16 protein-coding genes are annotated in these 19,403 nt (G+C 49.9%); 6 read left to right on the top strand and 10 right to left on the bottom strand.

All coding sequences use genetic code 11. The features are described 5' to 3' along the window. Window positions 1–77: 77 nt before the first annotated feature. The 5 genes from ACN0T0_RS09805 to ACN0T0_RS09785 all read right to left on the bottom strand — a co-directional run bounded on the left by ACN0T0_RS09805 (window position 78) and on the right by ACN0T0_RS09785 (window position 5,432). Window positions 78–1,130 (bottom strand): NAD(P)H-dependent flavin oxidoreductase, encoded by a 1,053-nt coding sequence (locus ACN0T0_RS09805; protein ID WP_417225550.1) that lies wholly within the window; start codon window positions 1,128–1,130, stop codon window positions 78–80. A 2-nt stretch (window positions 1,131–1,132) separates the two neighbouring features. Next, complete coding sequence (locus tag ACN0T0_RS09800) at window positions 1,133–1,795, bottom strand: LysE family translocator (RefSeq protein WP_417225548.1); 663 nt, start codon at window positions 1,793–1,795, stop codon at window positions 1,133–1,135. Between the two features lie 101 nt (window positions 1,796–1,896). Next, entirely contained in the window at window positions 1,897–2,784 is an 888-nt protein-coding gene (locus ACN0T0_RS09795; protein WP_417225546.1) for a DMT family transporter, read from the bottom strand. 2 nt (window positions 2,785–2,786) lie between these two features. After that, a complete protein-coding gene (locus ACN0T0_RS09790; protein WP_417225544.1) occupies window positions 2,787–3,536 on the bottom strand; it encodes an ABC transporter permease in 750 nt (249 codons plus the stop codon). Window positions 3,537–3,596: 60 nt separating this feature from the next. Continuing rightward, window positions 3,597–5,432 carry an ABC transporter ATP-binding protein gene (locus ACN0T0_RS09785; protein WP_417225542.1) on the bottom strand — a complete coding sequence of 612 codons (1,836 nt, stop codon included), beginning with the start codon at window positions 5,430–5,432 and terminating at the stop codon, window positions 3,597–3,599. A gap of 271 nt (window positions 5,433–5,703) precedes the next feature. On the opposite strand from ACN0T0_RS09785, the gene ACN0T0_RS09780 reads away from it, so the two are divergent. Then, complete coding sequence (locus ACN0T0_RS09780; protein WP_417225540.1) at window positions 5,704–8,871, top strand: EAL domain-containing protein; 3,168 nt, start codon at window positions 5,704–5,706, stop codon at window positions 8,869–8,871. A 22-nt stretch (window positions 8,872–8,893) separates the two neighbouring features. On the opposite strand, the gene ACN0T0_RS09775 is transcribed toward ACN0T0_RS09780, so the two are convergent. The 4 genes from ACN0T0_RS09775 to ACN0T0_RS09760 form a co-directional block, all read right to left on the bottom strand. Next, the gene (locus tag ACN0T0_RS09775; RefSeq protein WP_417225538.1) at window positions 8,894–9,706 is read right to left on the bottom strand and encodes an HD-GYP domain-containing protein; all 813 of its coding nucleotides are present in this window, start codon (window positions 9,704–9,706) and stop codon (window positions 8,894–8,896) included. A gap of 113 nt (window positions 9,707–9,819) precedes the next feature. Then, on the bottom strand, window positions 9,820–10,617 hold the full coding sequence (locus tag ACN0T0_RS09770) for an endonuclease (RefSeq protein ID WP_417225537.1): 798 nt from the start codon (window positions 10,615–10,617) through the stop codon (window positions 9,820–9,822). Between the two features lie 102 nt (window positions 10,618–10,719). Further along, window positions 10,720–11,193, bottom strand: a complete 474-nt coding sequence (locus ACN0T0_RS09765; RefSeq protein ID WP_417225535.1) for a DUF2947 domain-containing protein — start codon at window positions 11,191–11,193, stop codon at window positions 10,720–10,722. Between the two features lie 129 nt (window positions 11,194–11,322). After that, on the bottom strand, window positions 11,323–11,826 hold the full coding sequence (locus ACN0T0_RS09760) for an NlpC/P60 family protein (RefSeq protein WP_417225533.1): 504 nt from the start codon (window positions 11,824–11,826) through the stop codon (window positions 11,323–11,325). A gap of 107 nt (window positions 11,827–11,933) precedes the next feature. Here ACN0T0_RS09760 and ACN0T0_RS09755 point away from each other — a divergent pair, with 107 nt between their 5' ends. The 3 genes from ACN0T0_RS09755 (at window position 11,934) to ACN0T0_RS09745 (ending at window position 15,666) form a co-directional block, all read left to right on the top strand. Continuing rightward, complete coding sequence (locus ACN0T0_RS09755) at window positions 11,934–12,299, top strand: STAS/SEC14 domain-containing protein (RefSeq protein ID WP_417225531.1); 366 nt, start codon at window positions 11,934–11,936, stop codon at window positions 12,297–12,299. A gap of 222 nt (window positions 12,300–12,521) precedes the next feature. After that, window positions 12,522–15,251 (top strand): cation-transporting P-type ATPase, encoded by a 2,730-nt coding sequence (locus ACN0T0_RS09750; protein WP_417225529.1) that lies wholly within the window; start codon window positions 12,522–12,524, stop codon window positions 15,249–15,251. 97 nt (window positions 15,252–15,348) lie between these two features. After that, window positions 15,349–15,666, top strand: a complete 318-nt coding sequence (locus tag ACN0T0_RS09745) for a hypothetical protein (protein ID WP_417225527.1) — start codon at window positions 15,349–15,351, stop codon at window positions 15,664–15,666. Between the two features lie 101 nt (window positions 15,667–15,767). Here ACN0T0_RS09745 and ACN0T0_RS09740 read toward each other — a convergent pair whose 3' ends face one another. Further along, complete coding sequence (locus ACN0T0_RS09740) at window positions 15,768–15,896, bottom strand: hypothetical protein (RefSeq protein WP_417225525.1); 129 nt, start codon at window positions 15,894–15,896, stop codon at window positions 15,768–15,770. Between the two features lie 372 nt (window positions 15,897–16,268). Between ACN0T0_RS09740 and ACN0T0_RS09735 the strand changes: the two genes are divergently transcribed. After that, window positions 16,269–17,114 (top strand): DUF547 domain-containing protein, encoded by an 846-nt coding sequence (locus ACN0T0_RS09735; protein ID WP_417225523.1) that lies wholly within the window; start codon window positions 16,269–16,271, stop codon window positions 17,112–17,114. Between the two features lie 355 nt (window positions 17,115–17,469). Next, window positions 17,470–19,386 carry a putative bifunctional diguanylate cyclase/phosphodiesterase gene (locus ACN0T0_RS09730; protein WP_417225522.1) on the top strand — a complete coding sequence of 639 codons (1,917 nt, stop codon included), beginning with the start codon at window positions 17,470–17,472 and terminating at the stop codon, window positions 19,384–19,386. Window positions 19,387–19,403: the final 17 nt, after the last annotated feature.

Genomic DNA, 19,403 nt, shown 5'->3' with positions numbered 1-19,403 from the left:
GACAGAGGCCCGGATTAGTGTATTTTTTTAATCTGGGGGTGAGTCCGAAGATATCAACCCCTAGCCATCAATTTTAGTTAGCGTGGCGGCAATGAATCAGGATCATTAAATAACTGTTGGATTAATGTCGCCGCCGGAACCGCGCGGCAGCCATTCCGGTTTTGGCCACTCCATAACGGCGTAAAGTCAGCCGATTGTTGCGCTTCTGCCGCCTGCCTCAACGGCGCTATAGCGGCCCCGGCCAACGGAAAAGCTGGCGCTAGAGGCGCCATTGGCCCGAGCGCCTGCATTACTTCGTTCATAATGCCGCGCGCCGGACCACCGGAAAAAATATTGGTCAATGCGGTCGGTTTATGAGGTTCGGCTAACGCCTGTCGATGCAGAGCATTGACCCGAGACTCATCACATAACAGAAAAGCAGTGCCTAACTGTACGCCTGCAGCCCCCATTGCTAACGCCCCGCGAATACCGGCGCGATCGGCAATGCCGCCGGCCGCAATCACGGGCAGATCGGTGACCGCCAGAATCTGTGGTAAAAGCGCCATGGTACCTATCTGCCGGTTAAGATCTCGATCAAGAAAGAAACCTCGGTGACCACCCGCTTCAATCCCTTGAGCGATAATTCCATCGACTCCCTGCTGTTCTAACCATAGGGCTTCGGCGACGGTGGTGGCGCTCGATAGCGCTTTGCAACCCGCACGGCGCACACGCTCGAGTAGCGCATCACTAGGCAAACCAAAATGAAAGCTCACAACCTCGGGGCGAAACGCTTCAACGATATCAGCCATTTCATCGTTAAAGGGATTGCGCACCGGGGCCGGCGGCACCGCCTCTGGATCGAGACCATAAGTCTGATAATAAGGCCGCAGCGCTGCTCGCCACTGTTGCTCTTGGGCATCATCCACCGTTGGCGGCTGATGAACGAAGAAATTCAGATTAATTGGTTTATCCGTAGCGGCGCGGATTCGCGCCAGCTCGGCTCTTAACTGTGCTGGCGTTAACATCGCACAGGGCAAAGAGCCCAACCCACCCGCCTTGCTGACCGCAATGGTCAATGCCGCATCCTGAGCACCGGCCATCGGAGACTGAATTAAAGGTAACTGAATATCGAAAAGCTGCTCTATACCCATGTTTATCTCTCTGCTAATGCTAAGCGTGCACCTAGATAGATCAACACGGCACCACTGACCGAATTGAAACTTTGGCTAACCCGTTTATTTTGCAACCACTGTCGCGCGCTATTCACCGCCAGCGCCAAACCACATTGCCATACCATAGCAATGACAAAATGGATGCCCGCCAATATTAATGATTGCAATACCGCAGAGCCCGCTGGATCAATGAATTGTGGCAAGAATGCCATATAGAACAGCGCCGTTTTAGGATTCAACGCATTGGATAAGAATCCTTCCCGTAAAGAACGCCACAGGACAAAAGGCCTTGCGCCCCCCTCAGGCAAGCTGAAAAGACTCACCCCTTTAAAAACGCCCCGTAAACTACTGAGGCCTAACCAAATGAGATAACAAGCGCCAATGAGCTTCAACACATAAAAGGCATTCGCCGATTGCAGCAGGATCACAGAAATACCCAGCGCCGACACGGTTGCATGTAAAAACAAGCCTAAACAGATACCCGTACTGGTAGCAAACCCATCTTGCCAACCGCCCCGCGCACTGTTGCGAATCGTCACCATGGTATCAACACCGGGGGTCACCGTTAATAGCGTGATCGCTATCAAAAATGTGATAAACAACTGGCCATCCATCATCCGTTTAATCTCCGCAAACGCCATCATATAATGGGCCGCATCTTAGCAGTATTTAGCGCGTCACCTATAGCAAATTATTGATAACCCGCGAGCCTATCTGTTCGCGGTATTATTCCCGCCACCAATCATTAACGTCGAATACTGAGTAGGTAATAACGCCCCACGACCACCATCAGAATGCCCCCTAAAACGAGCAAAGCAGCAACCGTCAGCCGCAGAGTGATCACATCATCGGTAAACAGAACACCGCCTACCGCAGCAATCACCGGCACCAATAATTGCAGCACCGCCGCCTGTACCGCAGACAGCCCTCGCAGGGCGCGATACCACACCGCATAACCGATACCCGATGCCACTCCGCCGGACAACATTGCCAACCAAACACCTTGACGGGTTAGGGAGATATCACCCAACAATAAAAGTGCCAATAGCGCTATAACAACCAAGGGTAAGGTCTTGAGAAAATTAAAATGCGTATCCGCTAGAGGATTAACCGAGCCTCTGCCGATCAGGGTGTAAAACCCCCAAGCGATACCGGCGGCGGTCATCAGGATAAACCCCCACAGCGAAGGGGTATTGAGCACCGGTTTAAGCAGGTAAACAAAGCCACTGAAGGCTAAGAGTAATCCCAACCACTCCACCGGCAATAATCGAGTGCCACGAAATAGGCTAACCAGAATCATAGTGATCTGCACCGCACCGAACAGGATCAGCGCGCCAGTGCCCGTATCGAGACTGATATAGGCATAGGAAAACCCCAGCGCATAGATAAACAGCATCACCGCCGCCATCCAGCTACCTCGATTCTCTTGTGTCGCCGCTTTACCTCTCTGGCCGGTTAGATACCACAACAGCAACAACACGCCGATACCGGAAAGTAAGCGAATCAGCGTAAAGCTGCCCGCATCAATACTCCCTTCACCCAATGCTAAACGGCATAAAACCGAGTTTCCGGCAAAGGCCAACAGGGCAAATGCGGTGTACATCAGGGTTGATACATGTGAACCAAACTTCATTATTATTTTCCCGTCTGATCGATATCACGGTGATCGTTACCCTGGCGGCCAGACTCTTGACGACAGTGTTGCCGGCCGAGTTGCCAGAGCATCAAGGCGGCACCACAGCCGCCACTGCCGAGTACCATCGTCATAATCATAATTTGGTAACGCACTGCAATTAGCGGCGACACGCCGGAAAGAATCTGCCCGGTCATCATTCCCGGCAATGAAACTAAGCCAACAGCCAGCAAGCTATTAATCTGCGGGATCATCGCCGCCTGAAACGCTGTCAGTCGTGCTTGAGGCTCCGGCTTACCCTCTTTCAACTCAGAGTGATAACGTTCGGCGGCCAAACTGATTGCATTCATCGTATTGGCAAAATACATCCCCGCCAACGGAATAATCACCCGGGGTTCGTACCAAGTCTCAACACCGATCACCAACACTAAAGAGATAAACAGGTGCAAGCCGGCCGAGCAGCCTAAGGCGATCAATGTCGGTATGAAATAGTGACGCTGGTGATCTACCGGACGCAAGGCGATCCAGCTAGCAATTGCGACCATCAGCGTTAAAACCAGTGTGGTAACCCAAGGGGATGGATTATCAAATAGCGCCACCAGCACATAGCCGACCGCCACTAATTGCAGTGTCATCCGGGCAGCGGATAATAACACTTCCGCCGCGCTGCCAGACCAACGGGCATAAACGATAGCAATCAACACCACCGGTATCCCACACCACGCCAGCGACCACCATGAAATCACATGCATCAGGGCTCTCCTGTCATCGCGCTAGCGCTTGCCGGCAACGGTTTACGTATTACTGGTGAACTACTCGGTCTCGATACCGATAAAGCCACCGGACTGATGGGCCCACAACTGTGCATAGACACCACCTTTTCGTACCAGTTCGTGATGGCTACCCTGCTCGATGATCCGTCCTTGATCCAAAACGATCAACCGATCCATCGCGGCTATGGTCGACAAACGGTGGGCAATGGCGATCACCGTTTTACCCTGCATGAGGTTCAACAGTCCCCGCTGAATATCCGCTTCCACCTCTGAATCCAACGCCGATGTTGCTTCATCCAAAATCAGAATAGGGGCATCCTTAAGGATAACCCGAGCAATGGCGATCCGTTGTCGCTGTCCCCCGGAAAGTTTAACACCTCGCTCACCAACCTGCGCATCATAGCCGGTACGCCCCTCAGGATCACTTAAACCAAGAATAAAGTCATGCGCCTCGGCCCGCTTTGCTGCGGCAATCATCTGCTCATCGGAGGCATCAGGATGACCATAAAGAATGTTGTCCCGCACACTACGATGCAGCAATGAGGTATCTTGGGTGACCATGCCGATCTGATGGCGCAAACTTTCTTGCTGCACCTCTCCGATGTCCTGCCCATCGATCAATAAGCGCCCGCCCGCTAAATCATGAAACCGTAAGAGTAGATTCACCAAAGTCGACTTACCGGCGCCAGAGCGCCCCACTAAACCGACTTTTTCACCCGGTCGTATCGACAGGTTAAGGTGCTCAATCACCCCGGCGGCCTTATCATAGTGAAACGATACATCACTATAGTCTATGGCTCCTTTAGTCACCTGCAGCGGTTTAGCCCCCGGCTGATCAGTTACGTCCAGCGGTTGCGCCAAGGTATTCATGCCATCGTTTACCGTGCCGATGTTTTCAAACAGCGCACTTACCTCCCACATGATCCACTGGGACATACCGTTAAGCCGCAGCGCTAAACTGATAGCAATGGCAATCGCGCCGACGCTAACCAAGCTAAAGCTCCAGAGATAGATCGCTACCCCCGTAATCACAAATACCAGCAGATAATTGAGACATTGCACTAACACATTCAATCCGGTGGCCAGCCGCATCTGTCGATACACTGTATCTAGAAAGCCATCCATACTCTCACGGGCATAGTCCGACTCTCGCTGACTATGGGAGAACAGCTTTACCGTAGCAATATTAGTGTAGCTATCGACGATCCGTCCGGTCATGGAGGAACGAGCATCCGCCTGAACCGCCGACACATCACGCAAGCGCGGGACGAAATACCACATCAACAGACAATACCCCACGAGCCAACCGACTAATGGCAGCATCAAACGGATATCCGCTTGGGCCACCAAAACCAACATCGACAGGAAGTACACCGCGATATACACCAGTACATCGAGTAGCTTCATCACCGCTTCACGCACCGCTAAGGAGGTTTGCATCACCTTGGTGGCAATACGCCCGGCAAAATCATTCTGATAAAACGACAAACTTTGGCGTAACAGATAGCGATGCGCCAACCAACGGATCGACATCGGGAAGTTTCCTAATAACACCTGATGCACGATGACCGAATGCAGCGCCACCAGCAACGGCAAACCGATCAACAGCATAACCCCGATCAACGTCAGAGTATCACCCTCTTCTTGCCAAAAAGTTTCCGGCTGTTTCGTGCTAAGCCAATCAACCAACTGCCCCAAGAAGCCGAATAACGATACTTCGAGAATCGCCATCGCGGCGGAACACAGTGCCATCCATAACAGCGGCCACTCCATCCCACGCATGTAATAGCGGCAGAAAGCATACAGTCCCGTCGGCGGTTGGCCGGGTTCAGGTTCAGGAAAGGGGTTGGTCAAACGTTCAAAAAATCGCAACATCAATAAAATCCAACAGGCCGGACAGACAAAAAATAGGATGCAAAGCATACCTCAAGCAAGCGGGGTTAAACATATCTATAAGATATGGCAGCCTGAAACCCTTAGCCCCCAGAAACGCACAGCGACGATAAAATAGCTGACCGTTTTAACTATTTAAACGCTCAAAGATCATTTATTTGGTCTAAGCTGGACACATTATCGAGATATTCTGTGTCACTACTGAGTATTTCGTCACTGTTAATCTATTGCTTACCTTTATGGATATGCATAAATGGTTTTTAACCGTTTCATAATGACATCGCTGCATAACCGGGTTTTAACGCTCACCCTCGTTGGCTTTCTGTTATCCACCATCACTGTCACCCTGATAGTGTTTCGTGCGCTACAACAAGACGCCACCGAGCGACTGGTCGAACAGCAGCAGGTGATGGTCGATATGGTCGTCAAACAGATGGATTCTGCACTGCAGGCTCAGATCGATTATCTAGAAATATTTGCAGAAACCCTGCACACCAAAGATGCGCTTCATTCAAATCAACGGATCCAAGCCGCGCTCAAAGCGGATACACATTTACAAAGCCTTTTCAGCGGTGGCATTTTAGTCCTCAACCGACAGGGTATCTCCTTGGTTGACTTCCCGATGGTGCCGCACCGTACCGGAATCGATTTCTCCGATAGGCAGCATCTACAGAAAGCACGACGGTTAAAAACCACCGTGATTACTGAGCCACTGCTGGGCAAAGGGCTTAAAAGCCCTCTGTTTAGCATCAACACCCCCATACTCTCGGCTTCCGGCGAGGTGCTAGGCTTTATCTTCGGCGTTAACCTGTTAGCGCAAGATAACCTGCTGAAAGATCTATCTCAGCCCACCTTACATGACGAAGGCCGGATGATGATCATAGATCCCCACCTAGAGATCTATGTCACCGACACCCTCCAAGGGGTAGCCTTGGAAAGTTATCAAAATGAAAAACACTGTGATTGTATTGAGCAATTGAAAACCGGGGTTAGTTCAGGAATAACCCTCAATAGCGCTAATGAACAGGTTATCTTCACCTCCGCTAAATTGGCTAAAATGGACTGGCTTGTCATCCGCAGCTACCCGCTGCAGAAAGCGATGCAGACCGTTAATAATCTAACGGAAAACGTTGTCCTAGTGATTTTATTGATCAGTCTACTGATGGCCGTCGTGATTGCCTACCTGCTTAAAAAGCTACTCACACCACTGACCAACGCGGCTAACGATATCCGTAAAATGGCGCAGGGTGTGATGCCCAAACAAGACTTAACGGTCACCAGTCATGATGAAGTGGGCCTGCTTTTAAGCGCCTTCAATCAACTTAACCGTAATCAAAGCCGCTATGAGCAAGCACTCTTAGAATCGGAAGAGCGTTATCGGCTAACCATGGAAGCCACCCAAACGGGTTTGTGGAGCTGGAACTTAGTCGAAGATTCGATTCGCTGGGACAAGCAGTGTTACGAGATGTTGGGCTATGAGGATCAGGCGTTCCAATTAGACAAAGCCCTGTTCCGCAAGCTAATGCACCCGGAAGATCAGGTTCAGTTCTACGTTAACTTTCTACCTCAACTGCTGAACAACCAAACGGCTGAAGTACAGTTCCGCTTACTCACCAATGATAAACACTGGCTATGGTTAAAGAGCCGAGGCAAACCGATTAAATATGATGACAGCAACCATCCGTTAATCATTGCCGGTACCCAGATGAATTTTGAACAACAACGGCAAACGGAACAGTTACATCTAGCCGCGGCGGCATTTGAAGGCAATGACGCCATCATGATCATTGATCCGCAGGATAAAATCGTCAAGGTCAACCAAGCCTTTAGCCAGATCACCGGCTACTCGGCTGAAGAAGCAATCGGCCAATCCCCCTCCCTGCTTCGCTCTGGGGTACATAAAAGCCCTTTCTATGATGAGATCCGCGACAGCCTGAACCAATCCGGTAAATGGAAAGGCGAAATCTGGCACCGTCATAAAGAGGGATCGCTTTATATCGCCAGTATGCACATCAATACCCTGTTCAACGAAGATAACTCGGTGCATCAACGCATCACGACCTTCGCTGACATCACCGAGAAAAAGCGCACCGAAGAGCTGATCTGGAATCAAGCCAACTTCGACCCTCTGACGAACCTGCCCAACCGCAGAATGTTTATGGATCGACTGCGCCATGAGATACGCTTAGCAGCCCGCTCACAAACGACCCTAGCTCTGCTGTTCTTAGATCTCGACCACTTTAAGAAGGTTAATGACACCCTTGGACACAGTGTTGGCGATCAATTGCTGGTCGAGGTCGCGGCCCGGTTTACCCGTTTAGTTCGCAGTAGTGACACTATCTGCCGTCTGGGTGGCGATGAATTTACCCTTATTTTGCCACACATCAACAACCGCGAGCAGGTGCAACAGGTGGGCGATAAGATCCTCACCGCGCTGAAACAACCCTTTGAACTGGAGCAACAGTTACGCCATATATCGGCCAGTATCGGCGCCTCGCTCTACCCTCAAAATGGTAAGGATGCTGAGCAACTGATCAAAATGGCCGATCAAGCGATGTATTCAGCCAAAGAGGCCGGCCGTGGTCGACTACATTTTTACACTCCTGGCATGCATACGCAGTCACAGAAACGCACGAATCTGATTAGAGATCTGCGCTTAGCGATCCAAAATGAGGAGCTTCAACTCTATTATCAGCCGATCATCTCACTGCAAACGATGTCCGTCATTAAAGCAGAGGCTTTAATCCGTTGGCACCATCCAACTGAAGGCATCATGTTCCCCCATCAATTTATTCAGATCGCTGAGCAATGCGGCATCATCCAAGCGATGGGCGATTGGATTTTCAAACAGGCACTCCAGCAGGTCAAGCAGTGGCGTCTAACGTTAAACCCGGCATTACAGATCTGTATTAATGCATCGGCCGCCCATTTCGAAACCAAAAATGGCAGTAGTGCCCATAGCCGTTGGGTGCAAATGGCACAAGATAGCAACATGGAACCGGCCACCATCAATATCGAGATCAGTGAAAGCCTGTTGATGGAATCCTCCATCGAGACCCAGCAAAAGATCGAACAGTTACGCGCGGTTAACATCCAAGTAGGAGTAGACAACTTTGGCACCAGCTTTTCATCACTCACCCATCTAAACCGCATGGATATCGACTACCTGAAAATAGACCGTACCTTTGTGCGCAACCTGCACGCGGCCTCTGAAGACCTCACGCTGTGCAACGCCATTATTGTTATGGCGCATACGCTAGGTCTAAAGGTCATCGCCGAAGGCATTGAAACCGACGAGCAACAGCAACTGATGCAACAGGCCAATTGTGATTATAGTCAGGGATTTTTATACGCCAGCGCGATGACACCGCAAGAGTTTGAACAATGGCATCGGGATTTCAAGCCAACACAGCCGAACTAAACCCTGACGATAAGCCATAAACTTAAAATAGCGAGGGATGGTTGGCCGCGTCTTTAATCTCTGGGTAATGCGCTAGAAAGAGCTTTACAACTTGAGGGTCAAACAGAGTGCCCGCTTGCGCGGCGATATATTCAAGAGTTTTATCCTCAGCCCACCCCTTTTTATAGACCCGCTCTTCGAGCAGTGCATCATAAACATCAACCACCGCAAATAACCGAGCCGCCAACGGAATCGCTTCCCCCTTAAGGCCTTCAGGGTAACCACTACCATCCCAACGTTCGTGATGGCAGTAGGGAATATCAATAGAGGGTTTAAGAAACTCGATATCACGCATCAAATCACGGGCGATCACCGGATGCGTGCGCATCAACGCCAACTCATGCTTATCCAGCGGACCGGGCTTAATCAATACCGAGTCGGGGATCCCCACTTTACCGGTATCATGCATCAAGGCGCCACGGGCGATATGCGTGAGCGCATCCCCCTCAATACCTTGCAGACTGGCTAGCTTAACCGTCATCCGAGTCACCCGCAGACTATGCACACCGGTCTCTTTATGGCGGGTATCCATCACCTGCACCCATCCCTGTAGGGTCTGATCATAGCTTTTGCGCAGCTGCAGGTTGACCTTTTCAAGCCGCTGTAAATCCGCGCGCATCAACAATAACAGTAACACTGACGTCGCCGCGACAAAGGTGAAGCCTTTTAGACTCTGTACCAAAATAATGGTGTCGGCGGAAGTGAATAATATCGCCACCAGCGAATCTGAAAAGAAAATCCACAGCGAAGCGAATAACAGATAGATCAACACCGTCCGGTAGTAGGGTTTTATCATCAGATACCTCGGTCAAAAAACCACTCTGTTTACTGTCTTTTAGAAAAGATTAATACCGCGCGACTGTCAATAAATTAAATCGACATAATTGATCCGCAGTTGACTATTTTCTGTTAAAGCTGCCCAAGCTTTAACAGGATACGTCTCACCAGAGAATCTTCTTGCTGCGCAGCCTTAGGCGCTACCTCCACGGCTTCACTATCCTGAGCAAGGCCTAGCGAACCATCCAATGGCAAGGTGACATAGGGGTTACTATTGCCTTGCAGTGCGGTGATCAACTCATTACGTTTAAATTCCCACTGATCCACAGGATCCAGCTTGCTCCACGCGGCAAACAGTTTTTCCTGCTTTGAGCTGATGTTTAACCCATATTGATCACGCATATAGAAATAGGTACGGGCGATATCACCTTGACGGTTGAGCGGTGGCTCGACCTTGCGCTGCTTAAAATTGACCTCCATATCACAACGGCCATAGACCCGCGGCTCCCCTGCTAACTGGGCGAAGCTGTAATTAGAACGATCACCATTCACTTCACCAATGGCAGGCACCAGGTTGTGCAGATCAGATTCCATACGTTTAAAAGTATCGACGCGCTTACAGGCTTTGCGACCGCCCGTCTGCCAGCACTGCAACTGATGGCCAAACGCCCATGCGGGCACCACATGCTCCCATTCAATCCGCGCCGCCCGGTTAGCATTTTTTCGCGGAATATAGCCGCAGCTGTCCCAATCAGGCACCAGCTTTTTACCCGCCAGCTGGTAGTCACAACCACAATAAAAGCTCACCGGGTTTTCCTGATACATCTTTGCTAACAAGCGTTTTGATTTACTAAAAGACGGCGCTGAATCAGCGAGCACACAGGCAGACAGGAGCCACACGCACAGTGCAGCGGCAACACGCAGGGACATAAGAATTCCTTACACATACAACAGAAATCCGTCCCCGAAACTCACTATCCTTAGCGAGGGTTAAAAACAAAAAAGATGAGATATAGATGAAACAAGCCGAGCTTACTTACGGTTGCCGATCCGATAATTACCGGTCTGGTGAAACTGTACCACCTGTTTACGCTTACGACCGATCAACAAAGGACCATCATCGAAGAACAGGAAGTTTTTCCAATGGCGACGATAAATTTCCCAGGTGGTTTCAATCACATGTTCACTGCTATAACAAAACCATACCACCGTGCCATCATCCCATTGCAAATGCTCCGCCAGCAACTCAGGCAGGGCTTCGTTGTCAGATTCCCAGCGCTGTTGCCAATGATCGGTTTCTAGCCAAGTGTGCGATTTATTTGCCCAGTCATCCGCACCAAAGAGGCTTGGATGGTTGCACTGCGTGCTGATCTGCTGCGTCCACACCTGTTCAGCACGGGCTTCGGTCAGCGGTTTAATTTGGGCCAGATCCTCATCACTGATGGGTAGATCTTTATGCCTGAAGATCCAGGCTCTTTTATATTGCTCGACCGGCAAATAACTCATGATAACTCGATGATTTCATATTCAATTAAAGGCGCGCACACTATACCAGAATGACACCGAGCAACAATCACAACAGCCCCTTAACCGGTAAATTCACACACTCAGGGTAAGCTTATCATCCGCAACGGATCAGCGCAGCCGACGAGCCTGCCAAAAGTGCCCGGCCCAATAAGGATTATCCACCCTTGAAATGATCACTCCTTGGCTCGTCGATGCATGTAAAAACTCACCTTGGCCAAGGTAGATTCCCACATGACGTACTTTCACTAAGGAGCGATAAAATAGCAGATCACCGGGACTCAGCAACGCCGGCTCAAGCCGCTCACCTACCCTAGCCTGCGCCTGTGTAGTGCGCGGAAGGGCAATGCCAAACTGCTGCCTAAATGTCTGCTGTGTGAAACTAGAACAATCGATCCCTTGCTTATCGTTGCCACCTAGACGATAGGGAACCCCTTGCCACACCTGATAATGCTGCAACAACCGATGCCGCACGGTCGCCGCCGATTGCTGACCTAACGATGAAGCCCCGACATCATGCGGCGCTTGCTTCATCTCATCCGCATAATGGGACTGACGAGCACAGCCACTTAGCGCCAAACTCAGCAGACAGAACAACGCAATCACACCTTTCATCTTGACCACCTATTGATTGGTACATCCTATACGTGATTCTTTTTTGACACCAGAAGTCGCGCCGATACACTACAGCCTATTATTCTCGTTCATCAAAGGAAACAACAATGCTGCACATTTTGCCAGAAACAGCGGGGGATATTATCGTAATCCAGGCGACGGACACGCTTACCGCAGCCGACTATCAGGATATCTTTGTGCCGTTGCTCGAAGAGAAAGTCGCCGCCCATGGTGCAGTACGCTGCCTGATCTATTTAGATCATAACTTCACCGGCTGGGAAGCGGGTGCGCTATGGGAAGATACCAAACTAGGGTTAACCCACCGCCAAGATTTTATTCGTCTGGCGGTTGTCGGCGGTGCACAATGGCTTGATTGGGCGGTAAAACTGGGGGAGCATTTTATCACCGGCGAAGCACAACACTTTTCTGAAAGTCAGTTTTTACAAGCCCTACACTGGATCGATGCCGGTTAATCTAGCCACAACAAAGCAAGCTAATGAGTCATTTAACCGACCGCTACAGGCCGACACTCAGGCGTGGAACAAGCGCCCTTGAGCCCAGCAAGCGATGGCGCCCCATAAAAATACGCTGGAAAGGCCACTTTCAGCGCTAAACCTTGATCTGATACCGGGGTAAATGATGCATTTCTGCTACGCTGAAGTTATGCATATTTTCGGTAGATGACGATCATGAACATGAGTAGCAAAAACAGGACGTTTAGCGCTGCTAGCCAGCCCAATGATGCCCCCAAATGGCACACTTTCAATGACCAACAGGTTAGCAATCAACTGCATACTTCTGCGCAAGGACTCACCTCGGAGGAGGCTGTCCAGCGCTACAACCAATACGGTGCCAATCAATTACCCCCAGGTAAACGCCGCAGCGCCTTAATGCGTTTACTGGCACAGTTTCACAATGTCCTGATCTATGTTTTGCTGATCGCGGCAGTTGTCACCGCGCTACTCGGCCACAGTATTGATTCCGGGGTTATTATTGCCGTTGTCTTGATCAACTCACTGGTCGGTTTCATCCAAGAAGGCAAAGCCGAGAAAGCCATTGATGCGGTGCGTAATATGCTCTCTCAGCAGGCGGTGGTCATTCGTGATGGGCATCGCCAGCAGGTACCTGCCGAGGTGCTCGTGCCCGGTGACATCGTCTTTATACAATCTGGCGACCGGGTGCCCGCTGATCTTCACCTGCATAAACTCAAAGAGCTCAATATAGAAGAAGCACTGCTCACCGGCGAATCCGTCCCCGTGTTGAAGCAGCCGCAACCGGTGCCCGCCGATGCCGCTCTCGGTGATCGTACTAACATTGCTTTTTCCGGCACGCTGGTGACCTACGGCCAAGGGACTGGCACCGTGGTTGCTACCGGTGCGCAAACCGAGATTGGCCGCATCAGCACCCTGCTCGCCGATGTGTCTGCCCTGACAACCCCCCTTACCCGCCAATTGGACAGCTTCGCCCGCTGGCTAACCGGTGCTATATTGCTCATCGCGCTAGCCACTATGTTGTTCGGTTCTTGGGTACGCGGTTATGCGCTGGAGGATATGTTCCTCGCCGCCGTAGGACTCGCCGTTGCCGCCATACCCGAGGGTTTGCCCGCAGTCATCACTATCGCCCTCGCTATCGGGGTACAGCGGATGGCCGACCGCCGCGCCATTATTCGTCGTCTGCCGGCAGTAGAGACCCTCGGTTCGGTATCGGTTATCTGTTCCGACAAAACCGGCACCCTAACCCGCAATGAGATGACCGTGACCACCGTGGTATCGGCCTGCTGCAACGCCGACATCAGCGGCGGCGGTTATAACCCCCACGGCACCTTCACCTGCAACCATCAAGACCTAAATCTCAGTAACCTCGTCGAATTACAGCAGCTGTGTCGCGCCAGCATTCTCTGCAATGAAGCCCAGCTACGGCAGAAAGGGGATGACTGGTTTATCGAAGGCGACCCTACCGAAGGCGCATTATTAGTGCTCGGGGCAAAATCCGGTCTCGACATTACCGAGTTGCATCTTGAAATGCCCCGTGATGATCTTATTCCCTTTGAATCACAACACCGTTTTATGGCCACCCTGCACCATGACCATAACGGCAACGGTGTTATCTATATCAAAGGCGCAATCGAGGCCATCCTACCCCGCTGCCAATGGCAGATGACCAATGGCCGAGAAGAACCTGTAGATAGTCATTACTGGAACCTGCAACAGGAACAGGTCGCCAAACAGGGAAGAAGAACCTTGGCACTGGCCATGTTAATGGTCGATGAAAACCATCGTATCCTGCATTTTGATGATGTTAGCCAAGGACTCGTCATGCTCGGTTTAGTTGGCATTATTGATCCTCCCCGCGAAGAGGCCATTCAGGCCGTCGCCGAATGTCATCGTGCCGGCATCAAAGTCAAAATGATCACCGGCGACCATGTTGCCACCGCCTCGGCCATCGCCCAACAGATGGGGATTACCGATAACCCTCGGGCCATGACCGGCAATGAAGTTGAACAGATGAGTGATAGTGAGTTGGAGGCACAGGTAGAACAGATCGATGTGTTTGCCCGCTCTAGCCCCGAACATAAACTGCGTATCGTCCAGGCTCTGCAAGCGCGTCAACATGTCGTCGCCATGACCGGTGATGGTGTCAACGATGCTCCCGCCTTAAAACGGGCCGATGTCGGTACAGCGATGGGCATTAAAGGCACTGAAGCGGCGAAGGAAGCCTCTGAGATGGTGCTAGCCGATGATAACTTCGCCTCCATCACCCATGCGGTTGAAGAGGGTCGTACGGTCTTCGATAACATCAGTAAGTCGATTCTATTTATCCTGCCCACCAATGGCGGTGAAGCATTGACTGTATTGGCCGCTATCGCCCTCGGTACCATGTTACCGGTGACACCGGCACAGATTCTCTGGGTCAATATGATCACCGCGGTAACACTGGCGCTCTCCTTGACCTTCGAGTCAACCGAACCCGGCGTGATGGCGCGACCACCGCGGAACACCCGCAGTCCGATCTTATCGCCCTTTATGATCTGGCGTATCGTATTTGTTTCCCTGTTGATGGTTACCGGCACCTTCGGTCTGTTCCTTTTGGAGCGCAACGGTGGCACCGATATCGACACCGCCCGCACCATCGCAGTGAACACGCTGGTTGTCATGGAGGTATTCTATCTACTCAATTCACGCTACCTCACCCGCTCCGTGCTCAGCCGTGAGGGGTTGCTGGGCAATCGCTTTGCCCTCTATGCCATAGCCGCTGTCATGCTATTTCAACTGCTGTTTACTTACCTGCCTATCATGCAGTTATTCTTCCATACCAGCGCCATCGGCCTGCTCGCTTGGGGAAAAATCCTCATCGTTGGTTTAATACTATTTCTCGTGGTTGAGCTGGAGAAAAAACTACTGCATCGATCAGCAAACACGCAATAAACAACTTAGCCACCCAAACTGGGGTTTCTCTTTTGCTATTACGACACCACATAGGGCATAATTGATCGTTTATTATACACATCAGGGGGAATTGAACATGATCAAGCGTCAAACCAAATCCGAACTGCGCAAACAATTGCAGCTGCAAACTCAAGCCTTTCTCAAGAAAGGCGGGGAAGTAGCGGAAGTTGAAACCGGCGCGACAGGTCTGATCAATGGCTCCTATCGTAACGCCGGATTTATTCTGAATCCTCAGCGGCAAGAACGTACACCACTTAATGGGGTACTCGCACAAATCGATGCTCGCAAAGCGGAGCGCACGCAGAGAACACCAGTGGTGCAAAAAAGCACTCGCCAGCGCAAAAAAGTCATCTATGATGATTTCGGTGAGCCATTGCGCGTCGTGTTCGAATAATAACGCCTCACCTCTCGCTCTATGTAACCCCCCAACAGAGTAGCATCTAACAAGCTGCGCTTTACCGACAGCAGCTTACTTAACAGATGACACACTCAGGCTTAACGCCCCAGTACCTGATTGGCATCAACATCAACAATCAGGCTGGCCGGCACGGTCTTTTGACACTGCATGCTGCATAGCCAAGCGCAACCGTCACTCCCGCTCAGATTAAGCCCGACCTCAAGCATTGAATACTCTGTCTCAAATATTGAGTGTCATAAGCTAAACCACGATGATTAACCCGCCCTGGGTGATCGATTAGCAACGCTGCAGACAATGACGGGTTTTCACCAAGTTCTCCTTGAGGCCCGCCTTCGGGATGACCACCGGGTATGCATCTCACATCCTTTAGCTATCGTTTATACAAACACATTCAGCAACCCCTATCCCACTCAAGAAAGAAGACTCATTAACAAAAAACGACAGGAAACAGTGCTACCTACTTACCTATACAGGGGCAACGCTGGCAGTGACTGAGAAAAATTGAATTTAATTAACCCAGCGCTGTCTTCAGCTAGGATGTATTTTTTATGTGATCGTTAAAATAAGAGCGAATCTAAATGAATTTAATCAAACGCCTCGCACTCTGCGTTGTCTGCTTGGCAGCGGCACTTTCCCTCAACAGCTATGCTGCGCCAAAATCAGAGCTGTGGAAACACTGGCAACAACAAAATCCACAGAGTAAAACTGTCATTACACACAGTGAATGGGACCACTTTCTGTCAACCTACATCGTGACAAATAACGACAGCAATCCCCTGACACAGGGAATTAATACCTTCAACTACGCCAAAGTGACTCCCAGCGATAAGCAGATATTAAAGACGTACATTGCCAAGCTCTCCGCCCTGCCCATTAGTGATTATAGCCGTGATCAACAACGCGCTTACTGGATCAATCTTTACAATGCGTTAACCATCGACGTAGTACTCGACCACTACCCGGTTAAATCCATTATGGATATAAAACTCTCCGGCTTCTTCACCCGGGGTCCATGGGAAGAGAAACTAATTACGGTAGAGCAACAACCTATCAGCCTTAATGATATAGAGCACCGCATTCTGCGCCCTATCTGGAACGACCCTAGAACCCATTACGCCGTTAACTGTGCCTCCCTTGGCTGCCCAAATCTAAGCACCGTAGCTTATACCGCAGAGAATATGGAGCAACAACTAGAACAGGCAGCAAACGCCTTTATCAACCACCCACGCGGAGTTAACGTCAGCAACGGCAAGTTAATCGTATCGAGCATCTATAACTGGTTTAAAGAAGACTTTGGTACCAGTGATGCACGGATTATCGAGCACTTAAAGCAGTACGCCCAAGCTCCGCTGAAGCAGCAACTCGGGGCTATTCAAAAGATCTCAGATGATCAATACGATTGGCAGTTGAATGAAATACGCTAGCGACTCAAGTATGCCTTAGCGGATAACCGCTGAGGCCCAACACGGCTTTAAAGAATAAAGCCGGTGCCACCCAGACTGCACCGGCGCCCATATCCTCCACTTAACGCGCCCACCTAACGCTCTCATACCTGTCATTTTGACCTGTTGCCTCGGCCCTCGGTTAATACAGGCACAATCAGGCATCAGCCTGTGACACTCCTCGCTTTTAAAGGAGAGTATGCTATAAATAATAATGAGTTCGCTATAAAGGTTTCAACGTCCTAAAAAGTTCGATAATAGGTTGTGAAAGTAAGTTTTAATCAGAGCGAAAACCTATCTCCTATTCGTGCAAGTATCTTATCGAGCCCAAGACTAAATGACATCGAAAAACAGTAAGATCAAAAAAGCACTACCCTTCCTGACACTTATCTTCTTTCTGTTCTCGTTGTTATTGATATGGAGTTTTCTGACGCTCAATCACAGCAATTACTTTCATCAACTCAATATACGTCATATCAAACACACAACGGAGTTAATGGGGTTAATATCTGAACCCACAAAACTACTCACAACAACGCCTGTCGATATCAACCACATCCGTAGCGCTATCCTCAAAATTCGCAATCAACCGGCAGAATGTTTATCGATCATCGATAGCACTGATCAGTTATTGATGCGTTTAATTGGTACCACCGCAGTCATCTCTATTTGTGAACGCGACCTCAACAGCGCCGATGAAGCCTTAGAAACACTTACACGCTATGAAAATGGCGATATCAACAAACAGGTACTCCAAAGCCAGTTAATAAAGGCATTAGCTGAGTTCAAAGCGAATTCAACTCAATTTGAAGCACCGGTTGAAAAAACCGCCAACTTTATCGCCAACATGACTATCGGGATCATCATTCTGGCTTCAATTGTCGTTTTGGTTTGTACCATCTTGTTATCCCGTGCCGTTTCAATCGTACTCACCCATCGAGAAGCGGCAATGAAAGCCCTCGCAGCAAGCGAAGCGCGTAACAAACAGCTGGCCTATAACGACACCTTAACCGGCTTACCCAATCGAAATTCACTGGAGTACACCATCAATACGGCGATTGCTCGGGCAACTCGCAGCAAACAACAGTTTGCGGTCATGTTTATAGATCTTGACCAGTTTAAAGATATCAACGATAGCTTAGGCCATACCGTCGGTGACCAACTACTGATCGAAATGGGTAAGCGTATAGCCCATATTGTGCGCGAAAACGACTCCGTGATACGTTTTGGCGGTGATGAGTTTGTCGCCGTCACAGATTGTTTTGAATCACTTGAAACCACCGATTTTATTGCCCACAGAATTATCGATACCATCAATAAACCGGTTAAATTAACCAAGATTGAATCATATATTACGGCCAGTATCGGCATTGCCTGCTACCCCCAGAATGGGGAAAATGCAACCACTCTGTTAAAACATGCCGATACCGCTATGTATCAAGCCAAAAATGCGGGTAAAAATCAGTATCAAGCCTATGACCAGCACATGGCAACAAAGCAAAACCGTAAACTCAGCATCGTTAACCAGCTTCACCAAGCCATTAACAACGGCGAGTTCAGCCTAGCCTACCAACCGGTGGTGAAGCTGGCAGATGGTAGCACCGTTGGCAGCGAAGCGCTGTTACGCTGGACTAACGCTGATAATGAAATCATTGGGCCCGATGAGTTTATTCCGATCGCGGAAAGTTCAGGTCAGATCATTGATATTGGTAATTGGGTTTTGCAACAAGCATGCCTGCAGTGTCGCATTTGGCACGACGCCGGTGCCACAAACCATGCAATGGCTATTAACGTCTCTTCTCATCAGTTGAAAGACCCACTGTTTACTAAGCGACTCGCAGACCTGTTAACCCGCTACTCCTTGCCCGCTGAGTGCATACATATTGAAATCACAGAAAACAGTGTCATTTCCGAAGATCAATACAGTGTTGCCACTCTACACGAGTTGGATGAGTTGGGTACTCGGTTACTGCTGGATGATTTTGGTACCGGTTATTCCTGTTTAAGTTATCTGAAAGATTTACCCTTTGATGTATTAAAAATCGACAAAAGCTTTATGCCGGCACACACCACCATTGCATCCACCATTATTGCTATGGGGCATGAGTTGAATATGGAAGTCATTGCCGAAGGCATCGAAACCCGAGGCTGTTATGAATACCTTAAAAACCTAAACTGCCAATATGGTCAGGGTTACTTATTTCAAAGACCGGTTCCACCCGATGAGTTCGACATTTTTAAACGCTTCGATTGAATCGAGTTCTATGATGA

This window comes from Amphritea sp., from assembly GCF_048266285.1.
Taxonomy (GTDB): domain Bacteria; phylum Pseudomonadota; class Gammaproteobacteria; order Pseudomonadales; family Balneatricaceae; genus Amphritea.
This window is presented reverse-complemented; position numbering and strand designations above follow the sequence as displayed.

Excerpts from the sequence above, each read along its gene's own strand:
- ACN0T0_RS09740 (WP_417225525.1), bottom strand. The coding sequence starts at position 15,896 with ATGCTTGAGGTCGGGCTTAATCTGAGCGGGAGTGACGGTTGCGCTTGG.
- ACN0T0_RS09760 (WP_417225533.1), bottom strand. The coding sequence starts at position 11,826 with ATGAAAGGTGTGATTGCGTTGTTCTGTCTGCTGAGTTTGGCGCTAAGT.
- ACN0T0_RS09785 (WP_417225542.1), bottom strand. The coding sequence starts at position 5,432 with ATGTTGCGATTTTTTGAACGTTTGACCAACCCCTTTCCTGAACCTGAA.
- ACN0T0_RS09770 (WP_417225537.1), bottom strand. The coding sequence starts at position 10,617 with ATGTCCCTGCGTGTTGCCGCTGCACTGTGCGTGTGGCTCCTGTCTGCC.
- ACN0T0_RS09805 (WP_417225550.1), bottom strand. The coding sequence starts at position 1,130 with ATGGGTATAGAGCAGCTTTTCGATATTCAGTTACCTTTAATTCAGTCT.
- ACN0T0_RS09800 (WP_417225548.1), bottom strand. The coding sequence starts at position 1,795 with ATGATGGCGTTTGCGGAGATTAAACGGATGATGGATGGCCAGTTGTTT.
- ACN0T0_RS09765 (WP_417225535.1), bottom strand. The coding sequence starts at position 11,193 with ATGAGTTATTTGCCGGTCGAGCAATATAAAAGAGCCTGGATCTTCAGG.
- ACN0T0_RS09780 (WP_417225540.1), top strand. The coding sequence starts at position 5,704 with ATGGTTTTTAACCGTTTCATAATGACATCGCTGCATAACCGGGTTTTA.
- ACN0T0_RS09745 (WP_417225527.1), top strand. The coding sequence starts at position 15,349 with ATGATCAAGCGTCAAACCAAATCCGAACTGCGCAAACAATTGCAGCTG.
- ACN0T0_RS09795 (WP_417225546.1), bottom strand. The coding sequence starts at position 2,784 with ATGAAGTTTGGTTCACATGTATCAACCCTGATGTACACCGCATTTGCC.
- ACN0T0_RS09790 (WP_417225544.1), bottom strand. The coding sequence starts at position 3,536 with ATGCATGTGATTTCATGGTGGTCGCTGGCGTGGTGTGGGATACCGGTG.
- ACN0T0_RS09730 (WP_417225522.1), top strand. The coding sequence starts at position 17,470 with ATGACATCGAAAAACAGTAAGATCAAAAAAGCACTACCCTTCCTGACA.
- ACN0T0_RS09755 (WP_417225531.1), top strand. The coding sequence starts at position 11,934 with ATGCTGCACATTTTGCCAGAAACAGCGGGGGATATTATCGTAATCCAG.
- ACN0T0_RS09735 (WP_417225523.1), top strand. The coding sequence starts at position 16,269 with ATGAATTTAATCAAACGCCTCGCACTCTGCGTTGTCTGCTTGGCAGCG.
- ACN0T0_RS09775 (WP_417225538.1), bottom strand. The coding sequence starts at position 9,706 with ATGATAAAACCCTACTACCGGACGGTGTTGATCTATCTGTTATTCGCT.
- ACN0T0_RS09750 (WP_417225529.1), top strand. The coding sequence starts at position 12,522 with ATGAGTAGCAAAAACAGGACGTTTAGCGCTGCTAGCCAGCCCAATGAT.